This is a genomic window from Microbulbifer guangxiensis, assembly GCF_021729075.1.
Classification (GTDB): Bacteria; Pseudomonadota; Gammaproteobacteria; order Pseudomonadales; family Cellvibrionaceae; genus Microbulbifer; species Microbulbifer guangxiensis.
On record NZ_JAJSAQ010000002.1, the window covers coordinates 464,450 to 481,820 of the forward strand.

The following is a 17,371-nucleotide window of genomic DNA, read 5'->3' on the forward strand; positions in this document are numbered from 1 at the left end:
GCCAAAAAAACAGCAGTTTCAGCCTGGCAGGTCGACAATCGACCCCGACCGGGGCGCCCCCCCGGTCGGTTCTGCCACACCACTCAGGCGGCGGGCAGGAAGTCGATCGGGTACAGGATCGTGATGGTCGGCACGCCGGCCTTCGGCCCGAAATTGAACCGCTTTACCCGGGCGACAATATTGCTGTTGAGTGCCGGCGAATCCATATCGGTGGACTCAACCTTTGCCATGGAGACCGCACCGTCTGGCTCGATGGTGATCTTCAGCACCATGCGCCCCTGCAGGGCCGGGTTGTTGCGCAGCTCGCGGTTGTAGATTCGGTAGAGCGCGGCCTTGTAGCGGTCGAAAACGATCTGGATCTCCTCGTCGGTCCGGGAAGGACCGACACCATCGCTGAGCGGCCGCTCCTCGCCGGCGAAATCACCCTCACTGCCGATACCGCTGGAAACCCGGGTGAATGCGACACCATCCAGCGCTGTGCCGGTGCCACCGACATTGCGGCTCAGTTCAGCAGTATTGATACCGCCACTGCCGGCCTTGGCCTGCGCCGTGATCAGGGAACGCTGGCTGCGATTTTCCCTCTTGCCCGCAGTACTGAGCTGGGTGCGCTCACCGAGGCGGTTGTCGAGATCATCCTGGATCAGGTCCTGGAAGTTGTCCTTGAATGCCAGCACCCCGGCCCGCTGCGCCCTTGTCCGCTCAGGCTTGTTCTCAGCCTTGGTCGGTTTCGGCTCCTCCTTGGCCACTTCCTGCTTCGGCTCGGGCGTTTTCTCGTCCTTCTGCTTCGGCTTCTCCGGCTCGGGGGGTGGCTTGGGCTTGGCCTTCTTCTCGATCACCAGCTTGGCCAGGCGCTCCGGAATTTCCACCACCTCGTCTTCCGGCTCCGGAACCTGCCAGAGCGGCACCAGGTAGCCAAGCATCAGGGCAAACAACAGTGAGGCAAAGAGACAGAGCCGGTAGCGACGCTCATCTTCGCCATTCTTGTGCCAGGGCATGACCGAGATACGACCATCGCTCAACTCGAGGTCACGGGTGACCTCAAACTCGTACTGGGCCTCCTCCGCTTCACGGCGGAGCATATCTGCGCGCTCATCGAGTCCGAAAAGGTCCTCTTCGCAGTCTTCGATCTGCTCATGAACGCGCCGGCGCTGCTCCTGCAGCAATTCGACGCGCGCATTGTGCTTGCCCACCGAACGATGTATGCGCTCGATCACACGTTCGGAATTATCTTCCCGGTAGCTCTCTGCCCAGAAAAGCTCTCCGGCCTTCATGTCTTCCAGCTGGCCCAGGCGCTCGGAGATCTCACTCAGCAGGTCATACTTGACCTGCTCCTCTTCCAGGGCCGCGAGTTGCGCATCGATCTGCGACTGCTCCTCCTCGAGCAGTCCGATGCGGCGGCGAACGATCTCCAGCTCGTCCTGTACGGCGCGCTGTTGTAGCTGAAAATTAGTCACAGACTTCTACTAACCCTGAGATGCTTTCTGAATGACAGCCAGCGAGACCTTGGTGTAACCGGCATCGGTACAGCTCGACATCACCTTTTTCAGCAAGCTGAATGGAATGGTGCGGTCGGCAAGAATGTTGACCTCAGGCGGTACGATTGGGGCCTCGCCGTCGGCGACCTGCCCTTCGACGCCCTCAACGCCTTCAACGCCTTCGACACTCTCGACTTCCCCGGCCCGGCTTCCCGCCTCAAGCTTCCTGTTGGCCTCCGCCAGCAGAATGGCCCTGTCCATCTCCGCCAGCATGGCCTGCTTGATGGCCTCGACCACCGTCTCTTCACTGCCCAGCACTTCGCTGGTGGCAATGATCGGCTTGGCCTCAATCAGGATCTCCTCGTCGGTCACCATGAGCGTCACTGTTTCACGCGGCCTGGATTCCACTACGGAGTCAGGGAGGGTGATGACCTTGGGTGGATCGAGGGCCTCATTACTGGACGTGTTGGTGAGCAGGAAGAACACCAGGATCGTAAACACGTCCATCAGAGAGGTCAGGTTCATCCCCGGTGTCTTGCGGCGGCGACTACGCGCCATGCGCTTCATGCGTCGGCTTTCATGTCTCACGGCGCATCTCCTAGTGATATATCCGGGAATAGCTCAACCCGCTCCACTGCCTCTGGGTCTTCGGGGTCGGCATCCTCGGGTCGCACCTCGGCACCGCGCACAGCATCCATGACACCCACCAGATGCTCGTAAGCCACCTCCGGCTCCATCAGGATGATCGAATCGGTTTTGTCCGGATAGCTGGCCTTAACCTCAAGCAAAAACTGGCGCAGCTTGTCCAGATCGTAGACCTCTTCGGTAGAACGGAGCTCAAGGGTTTCCTCTACTTCCTCCGAAACGCCGGCCTCGGCCAGTGTCTCACCATCCTCTTGCGGCTCGCCGCCATCCAGGTTGGGGAACCGGGCGATGACCTTCTCACCGTCACTGATTTCCAGCGTGTCTTTGCGCACCACGACCTCAACGGTCACGGTGGGATCGTCGGGCGCTCCGCCGCCGGCGCCGGAGGGCATGTCCAGCTCCAGAATCGTGACGCGGGAGAACACTGCAGAAACCAGCAGGAACGGCACCAGTACCACCATCAGGTTGAGGAAGGCGGTAATGTCGAGCTCCGGGGCCTCTTTACTTCTTCCGTGGCGACGCCTTCTCATCACGCGTTTTCCAGTGCTTGCTCGCCCTTTTTCGCTTCAGCAGTGGCGCCACTGGCCTCCACCTGCAACGCTTCTGCACCCTCGTCGGCTTTTGTACCGTCGACGGATTTACCGGCTTTTTGGTCAGCTTCCACGTCACGACGACGGCGAGTGGAGATCGAGATGATATTCAACGCCTTCACTGACACCATCTCCAGGCTGTCGACAATCTCACCGGTCAGGGAGTTGAGCAGTGCGTGGATGATCAGCAGGGCAATACCCACCATCAGGCCGAATGCGGTGGTATTCATCGCCACGGAAATACTGGCCGACAACAGGTCCGCCTTCTCGGCCGGGTTGGCGCTGGCAACTGCAGTAAAAGCCTCGATCAGGCCCATGATGGTCCCCAGCAGGCCGAGCAGTGTGGCGATATTGGAGAACAGGGCGACGTACGGCGTGCGCTTCTCGAGCTGCGGAATGATTTCCATCATGCTCTCTTCCATCGCAATCTCGATATCCTCACGGCGACGCACAGCACCCTGGCGGGCGAGGCCCATGGCCAGCAGCTTGCTCACACCAGAGTTGTCTTGTTTGACCAGGTTGCGGGCGCGGTCGAAATCACCGGAATTGAGTACCGGCTGCAGCTTGTCCCACATGGCGCGGTTGGTGTGGCGCTCGTACACCAGGCGGATATAACGCTCGATGGCAACCGCCGCTCCCAGTGCGAACACCACGAGAATGGGGTACATGAAGGCACCACCAGTCTGGAAAAAAGCGATCACGCTGTTGAAGAAATCCATTACTAACCCTCTTAGAAAAACTGCAGTTGCTGCGCGTCAATTAAAAATCTTTGTCCACCCGGCGTCCCGGGAGGTTGTACGTAAACGTCTCAATCCTCGGAGAGGCTCATGCGATAAAACTCCAGCTCACGGGTAAACACCTCTTTATCCAGCGGCTGCAAATCATCGTTCATCAGGCTCGAAACCAGTTCACTCTCCACACCCACTTCGGAGCTCTTCCAGGGAACGATGTACAGGGACTTGGGCGCTTCCTTGTTGCCGATGATCGAGATACCGGACAGCTCCTTGACACCGCCATCGACTTTCTTGCCAGCCTTGTCAGTAGCCCCCTCATCCTGCGCCATTGCGACTGCCGGAGGGAGGACAACAAGACCAAGAGACACAATGAAGATGCCCGACACCAACCCCATGAACGAACTGCCGATCGAAATGCTCATTGAATCCTCCGCTTCAGGCCTGCGACCCAGATCGGGACTTCCTCATCGCCCGGCTGCAACTGCAGATAACGCTCGAATTGTGCCAGAGCGCATTGCGGATCTTGCAGATAGAGATCACACAATATGCCAAAGTTTTTCATCAGCGGTGCGTATTGGGGGTTCTGCCGCTGCGCACTGATAAACAGTTCACGGGCCTCATCGAAACGCCCCTGCCGACGATAGAGCACCGCCAGCTCGTTGGCTGCAACGGGGTGATTGGGGAACACCTCGAGCGCCCGCAACAGGTTTTCCTCCGCATGCTTTTCATCGCCAGACTTGTAATACGCCATGCCGAGGTTGATATAGGGTGCAGGCAGGCGCTGCTCGCGCTGTACCACCTCCTGAAGCAGCCCGATGGCCTCCGGGTACCGCTCACCGCGCAGAAGCTCCAGCGCCCGGTCGAAGTCCCGCTCGACCGAACCCGACACCCTGACGCTGGACGGATCCACGATGCGCCCGCCCGTCTTTTGTGGTGCCCCGGAGCAGGCCGCCAGAACGGTGGCGAGCAGCACCAGCGATACCAGCCTATTCAGGATTGAGGGAACTGACTCCATGATCGACCTTTATTCTTGTCTCTATTCTGCCCCTGCCAGACGGACAGGGGCTGAAATGCCTGCTCAGCCTTTTTCCGCCGGTGCCTCGACGGCTTCCGGCTCAGGCTCCTGCCGCGGGACAATGGACGGCATATATTCGCCCACATCCTCGACCCGCGCATAGCGCGCCGGTACCAGACCCGCCAGTTTGGTGATGCTGTCTTCGACCCAGCGGTTATAAATCCCCATGCCCAACAGCTCGATATTCTTTTCGTGGACGGAGATGGCCCGCTCTTCAAACGGGAAAATCTGTTCCTCAAGCGCCAGCTCGTACTCTTCCAGCTCCAGCGGGGAGAGGTTGGTAGGCCGTTCGGAATCCCTCAAGGCTCGGCTGAAGTGGAGATAGATCTCGGCCAGGTAGAAAGTCGCCGCGGCCGTCACATCGGCCACCTGGTAATCGATCAGGCCGGTATAGGCATCGATCGCGGCCTTCATGCGGGTCCGCTTCAAGTCCAGATTCTGCTTGATCGGGGCCACCAGAGGAATCGCCGTGAAGGCGTCGAACCTGGGCTCGGCCAACAGCAGCGCCGCATTACCGGCCAGGTAGCGGGTGCGGTCCGTCCGCTGAGCTCCGCCCTCCCGTTCGATACGAACCATCCGTTCCAGCTGCGCAAGGTACTGCGACTGTGATCCGGTATCGCTGTGAAGATCAGCAATACGCTGATGAGTTTCCATGGCTGGCTCGAGCGGGCTGGGGAAGAGCTGCACATACCGCTGTAGTACCGCAAGGGCCTTGTCGCTGCGCTCGGCAGCTTTATAGAGATCCGCCGCCTGCGTCAGCGCCTCACGGCGCACATCATCGTCCTCGGATTCCCGTTCGATCCGCTCGAATTCCCCGGCAGCCAGCAACAGTTCGCCGCTTTCCTGGTAGACGACAGCAAGCTTCTTGGTGACTTCTTTGATCAGCTTGTGTTCCGGAAAATGCTGACGGAAGCCATTCAGCACGGCAGCCGCCTGCGTCCAGTTCTCCAGGATAATGAGAGCCGCTGCCGCGTCGTACTCAGCCGTGGCCAGCAACTTGGCTCCGGGTGCCGCTTTACGGATGCGCAGGAAGTGCTCCGCTGCCAGCTGATAGTTCTCTTGCTGACGAGCCAGGTCACCCTGCTGGTAGATGGATGCTGCCAGGTTGTCCACCAGGTCCCCTTTGTCCCCGGCATCCGGGGCCGTCAGGGCGAGGGCTTGGCCGTAGGCTTTTTCCGCTTCGGGATAAGTGCCAGTGTCGAAGGAGCCATGGGCTACCAGGATCCATGCCGAACGGCGGATGCCCTGCTCCGCTTGGGGGAAACGCTGCAGCAGAAGCTGCCCGCTGGCAATGGTCTGCTCATAGTCACGCAGCCCGTAGAGGTCTTCCACGGCACCGACCATGACCTGCGGCGCCTTTTCGTGTTGCTGGAAGCTTTCGGCAAACTGTAGTGAAGAGCGGATGATTTCCCGCTGAACCGGAGTACGCCTGGCTGCAGAAGCATCCGTCAGGTTTTTGCTGAGGTGCTCTCGGTAAGCGTAGACAGCAGCGTAGCCGGCCTCACCAGAGTTCTTGTGCTCCGGATAATCATACGCCGTACGCTCATACTCCTTCCCCGCACCGAGGAAGTCCTGGTTTTCCAGCAGGAGCCCGGCAAACTGGTAATTGATTTCCGGGGCGCGGGGCTGGCCAGAGAAAGACTCGAGGTAGGCGCGATACCAGTGAACCGCCTCGCCGTAGTGCTCCGCTTTTTTGTCTTTGAGGCGTTTGTCCTGGTAGGCCGCATGGTAGTGGCTGGCCAGGTCGATCAGGTTCGCCTGCAGGAAATCCACCACCTCACCATACTCATTGATATCGAACACATTCCAGTATTCGGCATCCAGGGCATAGGTATTGGCGAACGCCTTTTTGGATTCCAGAACCAGTCGGGGGAAGCCACCCTTCTGGTAGATTTCGATCACCCGGATGGAGAAATCCGGGGATACGCGGTGCAACGGATTGCGATCGACAAACGTGTCATACGCCTCTGCAGCATCCTGGTAGCGCCGCTTATCCAGGTAATATTCGCCCAGATGACTGTAAACGTGCGACTCGTATCCGCGCCCACCTTTGCGGTTGAAGTAATCGACGATAGCCTCAGCCCCTCCCAGGTAGGAGAAGCTCAGGCTGATGACCCGGAAAGTATCCTCTACATGCTTTTTCTCGACCTTGTTGGTCTGCTGGTCCAGGTCATAACCCTCGGACAGTTTGTAGTCGAGCATGGCGACATAGTCATCGAGAGCCAGCTCGTACATATCCTGTTTGAAAAGGGCCCAGCCGCGCTTGTACAGCGCGAGCTCATGGAAACTGGAGGCCGCACCGATCTCAATGACCTTACCGTAGGCCTCCTCCGCATCCAGGTATTTCTTACGGGTAAAGTAATACTCCCCGAGGCGGAAATAGGCTTCATCCAAATGGCGTGAGCCGGGATATTTGGCCACCAGCTGCCGCAAGACATTCACGGCCTCCTCCACCTGCCCCGTCTCCTCGTAGGCACGGGACAACTGGTACATGACCTGGTCGTTGCGATCATAGAGCGGGTATTTGGCCAGCAGCTCGCGGTAGAGCTGTATCGCCTCGCGGGCGTTGGCTGCCAGCACGGCCTCGGAATCCCCCGGGGTCTGCACCGGGGTCGCGTCGGCTTCGATCTCCACGGTACCACTGGCTCGCTGCTCGAAATCGCGGTCTGACTCCCGTAAACCAGCCTCCACGACTGCCGTATCCCGCCCGGTGCCGGCCGAGGTCAACGGGACGCTGTTCTGCGGTGCGGACAGCCGAGTCGAACCGGCCTGCCCGCTGCGAGAGATTGCCACATCCGCACCATCAGAGTGCTCGCCGAGCTCATCAGCTGCGACTCTCCCACGGACATTGCCATCCAGTGATGCAGCTTCCGCCTGGTGGGCCTGTTTAATTTTAAGGTCAGCAATGCGCCGCATGGCCTCGGGCGTCAGGGCACTCTCTGGTGTTTCCTGCAGGTATTGCTGGTAGCTGGCGAGGGCCTTCTCCAGGCTACCGTCGATATGCTCTTCCCTGATGTCGAGCTCGACCTTCTGCAGGCTGCCGATGATATTTGTATCACTGACTGCACAGCCCTGTAGCAGCAGGCCAAGTGCAGCGGCAGTCAAAAGTGAGTTGCCGCGACTCCCACGCGCACGGATCGCAGTGGCCAGCGGAGAAATCTGAGCGGGCTTCACTGTGCGGCCTCCTGTGATGGTGCGCTTTCGGCTGAAGAGTCCAACTCAGGTGGGCTATCCTGCGGCAGGGGCTCACCATCAACAGGCTCGGCGTCTTCCGGCCCCGACTGCCCCCCGTCGTCGATAATGACCTCTGCAGCCTTTTGCAGCGCCTCGATCTTGCGCTGATCTTCCCGCTGCTCCTGCAGCTCGTTGGCACGGTCATAACTGTCTGCAAGCGCGAAGCGCGCCTTGATCTGGTAATTCTCGAGCTGCGCACGGCGCCGGTCCAGCTCGTCGATCGCGAGGGTCTCCAGCATGTTCCCCTGCCGCGCCATGAGCATATCCAGGCGGTCCTGGCTCTGACGCAGGCGTGCGCGGAGGTTGCGAATGGTGTCGTTATAGCCGGTGTAGCTGTGGGTCGCGGCCTGGCGGCTGCGAACATAGGAATGATAGGCCTTCTGCAGCTTCTCAATTTCCACATTCAGCTGTTCCAGGTGCTTGTAAGCCTCGGTCAGGCGCGCGTCATACTCTGTAGCCAGGCGGAACTCCAGCACCCCCTCGAGGCGCTCGAGCCGCCGCAGGGATTCCTCACCCACCACCTGGTTTCTGGCCCGCAAGCGCAACTGCTTCAGTTCTGCCAGCACCTCCTGCTCTTCGGCCGTAGCCAGGTAGTCGGGGCGCCGGGTCACGAGCATCTGCTCGATCCGTGCGGCAAATTTGTCGCGCTCCTCGGTACGCATCTGAATGCGCGCATCCAGCTGGCGAAACTTCTGGTCCAGGCCGGGCAACAGCGGTTCATAGTAATCGCGGCGCTGGCCAATGATGTCCTCATAAGCCACCAGACTCTCGAGCCAGCTTTCATTACGCTCGTGTAAATCGTTCAGGTCGCGGTAATTACGCAGGAATTCCTGATAGTCATTGGAGGCCATGAGATCGAGCAGGTAATGGGTCTCCGGCGCACCCGGGATGTCCCTCAGGGTTACTACCCAGTTCTTTACCTGATCAGCCTCCTTGCGACGCAGGGCCTCCAGGAACTTGCCCTCGCGAATACTCACAATAGAGTCGGTCAGCTTGTCGATTTCGGCACCAAACTTGTCCAGGGCAAAACCGTAGTTCACGGCCGCAGTGCTGTGGACATCGAGCTTGCCATAGGCAAATGGCACAGCCAGCATCGACTCCTGCACCGCTTCATTGGTGCTCTGGCGGGACTGCAGCAGCTTCCAGGGCACCAGCGCCCTATCGTACCGACCGGCCCGGGCTTCGACCCACCCGGCACCCAGAAGCGCGCGGTTGGAGAATGGCCCTTCGAGCTGTACACGATCGAAGTAGGGGCGTGCCAGCTCCAGCTCGCCCGCATCCATCAGGTAAGTACCCAGCAGCAGGTTGGTCTTGTCGTACAAGCCCTGCTGCGCGGGATCAGCACTGCGGCGCTTGCCCAGTGCAGTGAGCTCTGCCACCCCGCGCTCGGCATCACCTGACTTCAACAGGGCAATACCGAGGTTAAACTCTACAAAGCCCTCGAGGCGGGGTTCGCCTTTGAGGTCTCGCAGCAGCGCCACCGCTTCTGCAAATCGCCCCAGCTCCATATAAACCCGCGCACGCAGGAACTGCTCTTCCGGACGCACCCGCTCCGGCACCCGCCCCTCGATCATCTCCAGGGCATGCAGGGCATTGCGGGGCTGCTGCTTATGGTAGTGAATCTTTGCCAGGCGGTAGGCGGCTTCATTCTTGACCGGCTGGGGCACGTTACCCTTGAGTACGGCCTCGATTGCACGCCCGGCCTCGAGATGCATGCGATAGGAAAGCTCCAGGTCACCCACTGAGAACTGGGCCTGGCCGAGATGCGCGGAGAAAGGATCCAGCTCCGGCTGGTCCAGCCGGCGATACTGATTTAACTCGGTATCCAGCTGCACAATGGCATCGAAGAACTGGTCCTGGTGCGCCTCGTACATGGCCGCACCGAAAAACAGGTCTTTAACCCCCTCATCCTTGCGATCCAGCGCCGCGGCGCAGGGGGCAGCCAGGGCTCCGGAAACCGCCAGGGGAAGAAGCGAGCGCAACAAAACACGAGCGGATCGACCTACCACCGCGGGCGCCACAACCAGCCTCTCAAACATGGTTACCAGTCCTTGAAGCTGATTGCGGACTCTTCTCCGGCGATTTTTATCTCGACGAACGCGGGGCCTACCCGCTTTTCAACAGTGTGGGTTGCTGTTGCCCGCAGCTCCCGGCCTGATTGCGATTTACCGAGGAAGCTCACCTGCAGAGGATGCTCTCCAGACTGCACATTAGCGGTATACAGCTTCTGCACGCCTCCTTTGCGCAGGGCCTCAAGCTCACGGAAGGTGTAGAGATGATGGGCAACCACCTCGTTGTTGAGCCTCAACTCAACGGCCTCAAGATCAAAGCGGCTGTTTTCAGGCAGGGAAACAAAGAAGGCTGCCTGCGTATTGGAGGGATAGAGCAGCTTTTCCTCGAGCTGGGTGAGCTCCGCGGTGAGCTCGATGACATCCTTCTTGGCATCCTGGATCTGCTCATCCAGGCCACGGATCTCATCTCGGCTGACTGACTGCGCAAACACAAGCGACGCCGACAGCATCAGAAAAGTTAACTGCAGAATTCGGAACATTGTTTCTACCTCTTGCCCTACTTCTAGCGGTGGACGTCGGGGAACTGCGGCAGCGTCGGCCGCTGAAAACTTGCAAAGGGGACTGTGTGAGGGTGGATTGTATTTCAATCCAGTCGGCGCCAGATGTGAGGCAGGTCATATCTCCAGAATCCCGTGCGAGGGCAGCCGGGAAGTTCACAGAGAGTTATCCGGACCGATTCGCTGGCAGTGACAGCGGAGTCACGCAAAAGCAAAATGCGGCCGCAAATCGGCCGAACGTAAGAATTTGTGCTGGCACTTAAATTTCAGGCAAAAAAAAGGCACTCTGATCAGAGTGCCTCGTGTTTGGTGCCCAGGGCGGGACTTGAACCCGCACGCACTAGGTGCACTACCCCCTCAAGATAGCGTGTCTACCAATTCCACCACCTGGGCTGAAAACTGTATTTACTGCTGCTCACCCTCTTTGGGCTCAGCATCTTCCATCTGCGGAATTTCATCCGCTGCCGGCTCGTCAGCAGCCGGCATTTCATCCAGTTCCGGCACGTCACTTTCCAGTGCCGGAAGGTCCTCTGCAGGGCCCGACTGCTCAACAGCCGCCGGAGCCTGCGGCAGATCCGCATCGACATCGCTACCAGCGCCCTGCTTGGCCAGCACGGCAAGACCAAGGCTGGTCACGAAGAATACGGTTGCCATGATAGCAGTCAGACGGGAAAAGAAATTACCACTGCCCTGGCTGCCAAATACGGTCTGGGAAGCACCTGCGCCAAAAGAGGCACCGGCTTCTGCGCCCTTGCCCTGCTGAAGCAGGATCAACCCGATGATACTCAGGGCTGTCAGGACGTGAAAAATTAAAACCAATTTTTCCATTTTCAGGAAACTCACTGTCTGGGCCAGAGCCCGTTTTCTGTATTCTCTCAGCACGCCACCTTGGTGGCAATGCATTTTGCGCCAACGCCGATCAGGCGGCGCGGCAGATTCCGGCAAACTCCCCGGCATCCAGGGAGGCTCCACCTACAAGCGCACCATCGATATCCGGTTGCGCAAACAGGGAGGCCGCATTGGCAGACTTCACACTGCCCCCGTAAAGGATCTGCGCCTGCTCACCGGCTGCGCCAAGGCGCTTGCGGATGAACTCGTGCACTTCCTGCGCCTGCTCGGGCGTGGCGGTTTTGCCGGTGCCAATCGCCCACACGGGCTCATAGGCCACTACGGCTCCATGCCAGCAGTCCTCGCCGGCCAGCTCACTCACGGCATTCAGCTGGCTGCCGATCACTTCCAGCGCCCGCGATGCCTCGCGCTCCTCGAGCGTCTCACCAACACAGAGTATTGGCATCAGCCCTGCCTGCCTGACGGCGACATACTTGCGGGCCACCAGCTCGCTGCTCTCGCCATAAAGGCTGCGACGCTCGGAGTGCCCGACAATCACGTAGCGGGCATCGAAGTCCTTCAGCATTGCGGCACTTACCTCACCGGTAAATGCACCCGCATCACGCTCGCTGACATTCTGCGCCCCCAGGGCCACCCCCTGATGTCCCACCTGTTTCAGCAGGTCTGCCACCACCGACAGATAGGGAAACGGCGGACAGAAGGCCACATCGGCACTGACCCCACTGAGGTCAAGGGCCTTGAAAAACTCTCCGGCGAACTCGCGGCTGCCGTTCATTTTCCAGTTGGCTGCTACCAGCGTTTTACGCATGTGTGCTCCTTCGAGGGGCGCAAATCTTAGCGATATTGCCGCCAACATACAACACAAAATCGAAAAGTTTCTGCCGTCCTGGCCGCGGGTATCGGGCGCCCGGCAAAGCCCGCCCCGCCAGGCGCCGCGGGCCGGTTTCAGCTGTTGCCAACACGCTCCACGACCCGGGCGATATCCCCGGCCAGCTGCTCCACCTCGCCGCGCTCAACCCCTTCCACCATCACCCGGATGAGGGGTTCTGTGCCGGAGGGACGCAGCAATACACGTCCCCGATCGCCCAGCTGGGATTCAGCCTGGGTTACCGCACCGCGCACGTCATCGTGATCGAGCACACCATCGCGGTGCGCCAGCCGCACGTTGATCATGTGCTGCGGCAGCATCTTCATCCGCCCGCGCAGCGCCTCCAGCGGTTCACCGAACTCCTCCAGCGCCCGCAGGACCTGCAGGGCCGAGATGATTCCGTCACCGGTGGTAGTCGCATCTGCACAGATGATGTGCCCGGAAGACTCACCTCCGAGACTCCAGCCATTGGCCTGCATTTTCTCCAGCACGTAGCGATCACCCACTTTGGCCCGCTCGAAGGGGATGGAGAGGTCCTTGAGAGCCAGCTCGAAACCGTAGTTACTCATCTGGGTGCCGACCACGCCACTGCAGCCACCCAGGAACTGCTGCCGGTGCAGGGCGATGAGGAACAGCAGTTCATCCCCATCCACCAGCTCACCATTGCGATCCACAAACAGGACCCGATCGCCATCGCCGTCAAAGGCGATGCCCAGGTCTGCGCCCTGCTCCACGACTGCCTGCTGCAGTTTGGCCGGCTTGGTGGAGCCGCAGTCCAGGTTGATGTTCTGCCCGTCCGGACTGGTGCCGATCGCGATCACTTCGGCTCCCAGCTCCCGGAACACCTTCGGCGCGATGTGGTAGGTGGCGCCATTGGAGCAATCGAGCACGATCTTGAGGTCGTCGAGCTCGAATCCCCAGGGAGTCGAAGCCTTGCAGAACTCGATGTAACGGGCGGCGGCATCGTCGATGCGCCAGGCCTTGCCCAGGTTTTCCGCAGTGGTCATCGGCAGCTCCAGCGCCGCCTCGATATCCAGCTCCACCTGGTCTGGCAGCTTGCTGCCGGCAGCGCTGAAGAACTTGATACCGTTATCCTGGAAGGGGTTATGGGAGGCACTGATCACAATCCCCGCCTGGGCGTGGAAGGTTCTGGTCAAGTAGGCGATCGCCGGGGTGGGCATGGGACCCAGCAGGCCGACATCGACACCGGCATTGATCAGGCCGGCCTGCAGCGCAGCCTCGAACATATAGCCGGATATCCGGGTGTCCTTACCGATCAGGATACTGGGCCGATGCCCGCCCTTGCTGGCCGCCTGCTCCGCCAGAACCTTGCCGGCGGCATAGCCCAGACGCAACATGAAGTCCGGGGTGATTACGCCCTTACCAACATGGCCGCGGATACCGTCGGTGCCGAAATACTTTCTCGCCATGACTCAATTGTTCCCTATACAACTTGTTATTTGTGTCCTGCCCACGGGCAGCTAATCCCTGTTACCGCAAACTCGCGCAGGCGGGTTCAGGCGCGATCCACCAGCTGCCAGAGCGCCAATACATCGGCCGTCGCCGCCACATCGTGTACCCGGAGGATGCGCGCTCCTCGCTGGGCCGCCAGCAGGGCCAGCGCCAGGCTCCCCGGCAGGCGCTCGTCCACTTCACGCCCCAGCAGGCGCCCGATCATTGACTTCCTCGACAACCCCGCGAGCAGCGGGATATCCGCCGGTGCCAGCTCATCCTGGCGGCGCAGGAGTTCCAGATTGTGCTCGTCCGTCTTGCCGAAGCCATAGCCGGGGTCAAAGATCACTCGCTGTCGCGGGATTCCGGCCTCTTCACAGCACTGCAACCTGTCCAGCAGGAAGGCCGACACTTCGGCAACCACATCCTCATAGCGGGGATTGGCCTGCATGGTGCCCGGCTGCCCCTGCATGTGCATCAGGCACACCGGCAGGCCACTGGCCGCCGCCGCTTCCAGCGCACCGGGGCGCTGCAGCGCGCGGACGTCATTGATCAGGCCCGCGCCGGCCTCGGCGGCCGCACGCATGACCTCCGGAGTGCTGGTATCGACAGAGATGATGACATCCAGCTCCCGGGCAATCGCCTCCACCACCGGCACCACCCGCCGGTACTCCTGCTCCCCGGTCACGGCGGCTGCGCCGGGCCGGGTGGATTCTCCGCCGATGTCGATGATGGCAGCACCCTCAGCGACCATCTGCCGAGCGCGCTCGACTGCCACATCCAGGTCCAGCTCACCCTCGCGGTAGTAACGGCCGCCATCGGAGAAAGAGTCGGGCGTCGTATTCAGCACACCCATGATCCGCGGGCGCGACAGATCCAGGACGCGGTTGCCACAGGTCAGTTTCATAGTCCCTCAAAACAAAAAACGGAAGGCCGGAAAGCCCGCTTTTGCGCCGACTTTCCAGCCTCCCGCAGTCATCCGAAAACGCTCAGTGGCCTTTCAGGGGCCCGCCAACCGGATTACCCTCATCAGACCCGGCGGACTCATCACCCTTTTCCGCCTCTTCGGAGTCGCCATTGCCGCCGGCACCCACATCCGGGTCATGCCAGTCCCGGGGAGGGCGAACCTTGCGACGCGCCATCAGGTCATCGACCTGTTCGGCGTCCAGCGTCTCGTATTCCATCAGTGCATCTTTCATCGCCTCGAGGATATCGCGGTTCTCCTCGAGTAATTTGTGTGCACGGTCGTAGCAGTCATCGATGATACGGCGCACCTCCGCGTCGATCTCGTTGGAGGTTTTGCCGGAAATCGGGTTACCCGCCCCGGGCTGACCGCTCTCGTCCTCACCGTAATGCAGCGGGCCCAGCTTCTCGGACAGGCCCCACTTGGTCACCATGTTGCGAGCGAGCTCCGTCGCCCGCTCGATGTCATTGGAGGCACCGGTGGTCACACCATCGATGCCCAGGGTCATCTCCTCAGCGATACGCCCGCCAAACAGTGAGCACAGCTGGGATTCGATGGCCCGCTTGGAAATGCTGTACTTGTCCTCTTCTGGCAGGAACTGGGTGACACCCAGTGCACGGCCGCGGGGGATGATGGTGACCTTGTGTACCGGATCGTGCTCCGGTACCAAACGACCAATGATCGCGTGGCCCGCCTCGTGATAGGCGGTGTTCACCTTCTCTTTCTCGCTCATGACCATGGATTTGCGCTCGGCGCCCATCATGATCTTGTCGCGGGCGCGCTCGAATTCGTCCATGCCGACCACACGGCGGTTGGCGCGGGCGGCAAACAGCGCGGCCTCATTGACCAGATTGGCCAGGTCGGCACCGGAGAAACCGGGGGTGCCGCGGGCGATAGTCTGCGCGGAAACCTTGTCGTCCAGCGGCACCTTGCGCATGTGCACCTTGAGGATCTGTTCACGACCGCGAATATCCGGCAGGCCGACAAAGACCTGGCGGTCGAAACGCCCCGGACGCAGTAGCGCGTGGTCGAGCACGTCCGGGCGGTTGGTGGCCGCGATTACGATGACACCCTCGTTGCCCTCGAAACCGTCCATTTCCACCAGCAGCTGGTTCAGTGTCTGCTCACGCTCGTCGTGGCCACCGCCCACACCGGCGCCACGGTGACGACCGACGGCGTCGATCTCGTCAATAAAGATGATGCACGGCGCCTGCTTCTTGGCCTGGTCGAACATGTCCCGCACCCGGGACGCGCCCACGCCGACAAACATCTCAACAAAGTCGGAACCGGAGATCGAGAAGAACGGCACCTTGGCCTCGCCAGCAATGGCCTTGGCGAGCAGTGTCTTACCGGTGCCGGGAGGACCCGCCATCAGTACACCGCGGGGAATGTTGCCGCCCAGGCGCTGGAACTTGGTCGGGTCGCGCAGGAACTCAACCAGCTCCTGCACATCCTCTTTGGCCTCATCCACGCCGGCCACATCGGCAAAGGTGGTCTTGATCTGGTCTTCACCCAGCAGGCGCGCCTTGCTCTTGCCGAATGCCATTGGGCCCGAGCGCCCGCCGGCACCACCCTGCATCTGTCGCATGAAGAACATGAAGACAGCGATGATGATCAGAATCGGGAAGCTGGCCACCAGCAGCTGCTGCCAGAGACTGGCCTCTTCCGGCTCGCGACCCACGAACTGCACATTGCTGCGCACCAGCTCGTTGGTGAGCTCGTCGTCAATGATCTGCGGCTGAATGGTCTTGAAGCGGCTGCCGTCGGCCTTCTCACCGGTAATGGTGAGGCCGTCCACGACCACGCTCTTCACCTGCCCGGACTGCACATCCTGGACAAACTGGGAATAACTGAGGGCCTCATCCCGGGTCTGCGGTTTGAAGTTCTGAAAGACCATCAGCAGCACCGCCGCGATGACCAACCACAGCACCAGATTCTTCGCCATATCGTTCAAAGGGATCACCCTCTCTGCCTTGCCAATCCTGCCGCCTGCCCCTTTGGAGACATGGCGCACGGTTTGTCCCGAACCGGGGTCCGAGACTGCAACCTTTACGGCTGCCTACTTTACTTGGATGCCGCCCGAGGACACTCAGTTCCTGCGGCTTCTGCACTTACTACCGCAGCCCACGGCCAACCCGACCATTATAGGTAGGGCCCGCCGCTCGCGCGGCTCGCTTTACGGGAGCAGCTTAAACCATCGTCGGCCACCCGGTCACCAATGACCGGGGCGGCACAAACCTGAACCGGGGTGGAAAGCGGGCTTATTCGCCCCTGAAGCCCCGCGCCACCACATAGACCTCGCGGGAACGGGGCCTGGATGCACCAGGCTTACGGGTGACGACACTGCTGTAGGAACCGCGCAAGTCGCGGATCAAGTCGTCGAATCCCTCGCCCTGGAAAACCTTGGCCACAAAAGCGCCACCGGGTTTCAGCACCTGGCGCGCCATATCCACGGCCAGCTCCACCAGGTACATGGAGGCGGGCTGGTCCACATCTCGCACCCCACTCATATTGGGGGCCATATCGGAAATCACAAGGTCCGCCCGCTCGTCACCGAGCCGTGCCAGCAACTCATTCAGCACGGATTCCTCGGTGAAGTCCCCCTGAACGAAGTCCACCCCGGCGATGGGATCCATGGGCAGGATGTCGGAAGCCAGAACGTGACCTTTGTGACCAACCAGTTCAGCAGCCACCTGGGACCACCCCCCCGGTGCAGCACCCAGGTCCACCACGGTCATACCGGGTTTGAACAGGCGATCCTTCTTCTGCAGCTCCTGAAGCTTGTAGCTGGCACGGGAGCGGTATCCCTCTTTCTGGGACTGCTTGACGTAGTGATCGTTGAAATGCTCGCGCAGCCAGCGATGGCTGCTTTTGGATCGGCCCATCAGTTACAATGCGTCCTAATAACACAACAGC

15 protein-coding genes and 1 tRNA gene are annotated in these 17,371 nt (G+C 60.5%); all 16 read right to left on the bottom strand.

Annotation, left to right across the window (positions count from 1 at the left end; all coding sequences use genetic code 11):
* Positions 1-83: 83 nt before the first annotated feature.
* A complete protein-coding gene (locus LVD12_RS06175; RefSeq protein WP_237066515.1) occupies positions 84-1,454 on the bottom strand; it encodes an AgmX/PglI C-terminal domain-containing protein in 1,371 nt (456 codons plus the stop codon).
* A 9-nt stretch (positions 1,455-1,463) separates the two neighbouring features.
* Positions 1,464-2,063, bottom strand: coding sequence for an ExbD/TolR family protein (locus tag LVD12_RS06180; protein WP_237066517.1), 600 nt, complete (start codon positions 2,061-2,063; stop codon positions 1,464-1,466).
* Entirely contained in the window at positions 2,060-2,650 is a 591-nt protein-coding gene (locus LVD12_RS06185; protein ID WP_237066849.1) for an ExbD/TolR family protein, read from the bottom strand. The genes LVD12_RS06180 and LVD12_RS06185 overlap by 4 nt, the downstream gene beginning before the upstream one ends.
* Positions 2,650-3,429 carry a MotA/TolQ/ExbB proton channel family protein gene (locus tag LVD12_RS06190; RefSeq protein ID WP_237066518.1) on the bottom strand — a complete coding sequence of 260 codons (780 nt, stop codon included), beginning with the start codon at positions 3,427-3,429 and terminating at the stop codon, positions 2,650-2,652. The genes LVD12_RS06185 and LVD12_RS06190 overlap by 1 nt, the downstream gene beginning before the upstream one ends.
* Positions 3,430-3,518: 89 nt before the next feature.
* Entirely contained in the window at positions 3,519-3,866 is a 348-nt protein-coding gene (locus LVD12_RS06195; RefSeq protein WP_237066520.1) for a hypothetical protein, read from the bottom strand.
* Positions 3,863-4,459 carry a tetratricopeptide repeat protein gene (locus tag LVD12_RS06200; protein ID WP_237066521.1) on the bottom strand — a complete coding sequence of 199 codons (597 nt, stop codon included), beginning with the start codon at positions 4,457-4,459 and terminating at the stop codon, positions 3,863-3,865. The genes LVD12_RS06195 and LVD12_RS06200 overlap by 4 nt, the downstream gene beginning before the upstream one ends.
* A 63-nt stretch (positions 4,460-4,522) precedes the next feature.
* Positions 4,523-7,693: a tetratricopeptide repeat protein gene (locus LVD12_RS06205; protein ID WP_237066522.1), complete on the bottom strand. Its 3,171-nt coding sequence runs from the start codon at positions 7,691-7,693 to the stop codon at positions 4,523-4,525.
* A complete protein-coding gene (locus LVD12_RS06210; protein ID WP_237066523.1) occupies positions 7,690-9,792 on the bottom strand; it encodes a tetratricopeptide repeat protein in 2,103 nt (700 codons plus the stop codon). Before LVD12_RS06210 ends, LVD12_RS06205 begins: the two co-directional genes overlap by 4 nt.
* A 2-nt stretch (positions 9,793-9,794) precedes the next feature.
* Entirely contained in the window at positions 9,795-10,304 is a 510-nt protein-coding gene (locus LVD12_RS06215; protein ID WP_237066524.1) for a hypothetical protein, read from the bottom strand.
* Positions 10,305-10,629: 325 nt separating this feature from the next.
* A tRNA-Leu gene (locus tag LVD12_RS06220) sits at positions 10,630-10,715 on the bottom strand.
* Between the two features lie 12 nt (positions 10,716-10,727).
* Positions 10,728-11,150 carry a preprotein translocase subunit SecG gene (secG, locus tag LVD12_RS06225; protein WP_237066851.1) on the bottom strand — a complete coding sequence of 141 codons (423 nt, stop codon included), beginning with the start codon at positions 11,148-11,150 and terminating at the stop codon, positions 10,728-10,730.
* Positions 11,151-11,241: 91 nt separating this feature from the next.
* Positions 11,242-11,979, bottom strand: coding sequence for a triose-phosphate isomerase (gene tpiA / locus LVD12_RS06230; protein WP_237066526.1), 738 nt, complete (start codon positions 11,977-11,979; stop codon positions 11,242-11,244).
* A 137-nt stretch (positions 11,980-12,116) separates the two neighbouring features.
* Positions 12,117-13,469 (bottom strand): phosphoglucosamine mutase, encoded by a 1,353-nt coding sequence (gene glmM, locus LVD12_RS06235; protein ID WP_237066527.1) that lies wholly within the window; start codon positions 13,467-13,469, stop codon positions 12,117-12,119.
* Between the two features lie 86 nt (positions 13,470-13,555).
* Positions 13,556-14,398 carry a dihydropteroate synthase gene (gene folP, locus LVD12_RS06240; protein ID WP_237066528.1) on the bottom strand — a complete coding sequence of 281 codons (843 nt, stop codon included), beginning with the start codon at positions 14,396-14,398 and terminating at the stop codon, positions 13,556-13,558.
* 82 nt (positions 14,399-14,480) lie between these two features.
* Entirely contained in the window at positions 14,481-16,400 is a 1,920-nt protein-coding gene (gene ftsH, locus LVD12_RS06245) for an ATP-dependent zinc metalloprotease FtsH (RefSeq protein WP_237066529.1), read from the bottom strand.
* Between the two features lie 316 nt (positions 16,401-16,716).
* Positions 16,717-17,340 carry a 23S rRNA (uridine(2552)-2'-O)-methyltransferase RlmE gene (rlmE, locus tag LVD12_RS06250; RefSeq protein WP_237066530.1) on the bottom strand — a complete coding sequence of 208 codons (624 nt, stop codon included), beginning with the start codon at positions 17,338-17,340 and terminating at the stop codon, positions 16,717-16,719.
* Positions 17,341-17,371 lie beyond the last annotated feature (31 nt).

Coding starts and splice junctions, on each gene's coding strand:
- LVD12_RS06185 (WP_237066849.1), bottom strand. CDS start 2,650: ATGAGAAGGCGTCGCCACGGAAGAAGTAAAGAGGCCCCGGAGCTCGAC.
- LVD12_RS06190 (WP_237066518.1), bottom strand. CDS start 3,429: ATGGATTTCTTCAACAGCGTGATCGCTTTTTTCCAGACTGGTGGTGCC.
- LVD12_RS06195 (WP_237066520.1), bottom strand. CDS start 3,866: ATGAGCATTTCGATCGGCAGTTCGTTCATGGGGTTGGTGTCGGGCATC.
- LVD12_RS06200 (WP_237066521.1), bottom strand. CDS start 4,459: ATGGAGTCAGTTCCCTCAATCCTGAATAGGCTGGTATCGCTGGTGCTG.
- LVD12_RS06210 (WP_237066523.1), bottom strand. CDS start 9,792: ATGTTTGAGAGGCTGGTTGTGGCGCCCGCGGTGGTAGGTCGATCCGCT.
- LVD12_RS06215 (WP_237066524.1), bottom strand. CDS start 10,304: ATGTTCCGAATTCTGCAGTTAACTTTTCTGATGCTGTCGGCGTCGCTT.
- secG (WP_237066851.1), bottom strand. CDS start 11,150: ATGGAAAAATTGGTTTTAATTTTTCACGTCCTGACAGCCCTGAGTATC.
- tpiA (WP_237066526.1), bottom strand. CDS start 11,979: ATGCGTAAAACGCTGGTAGCAGCCAACTGGAAAATGAACGGCAGCCGC.
- glmM (WP_237066527.1), bottom strand. CDS start 13,469: ATGGCGAGAAAGTATTTCGGCACCGACGGTATCCGCGGCCATGTTGGT.
- folP (WP_237066528.1), bottom strand. CDS start 14,398: ATGAAACTGACCTGTGGCAACCGCGTCCTGGATCTGTCGCGCCCGCGG.
- ftsH (WP_237066529.1), bottom strand. CDS start 16,400: ATGGCGAAGAATCTGGTGCTGTGGTTGGTCATCGCGGCGGTGCTGCTG.
- rlmE (WP_237066530.1), bottom strand. CDS start 17,340: ATGGGCCGATCCAAAAGCAGCCATCGCTGGCTGCGCGAGCATTTCAAC.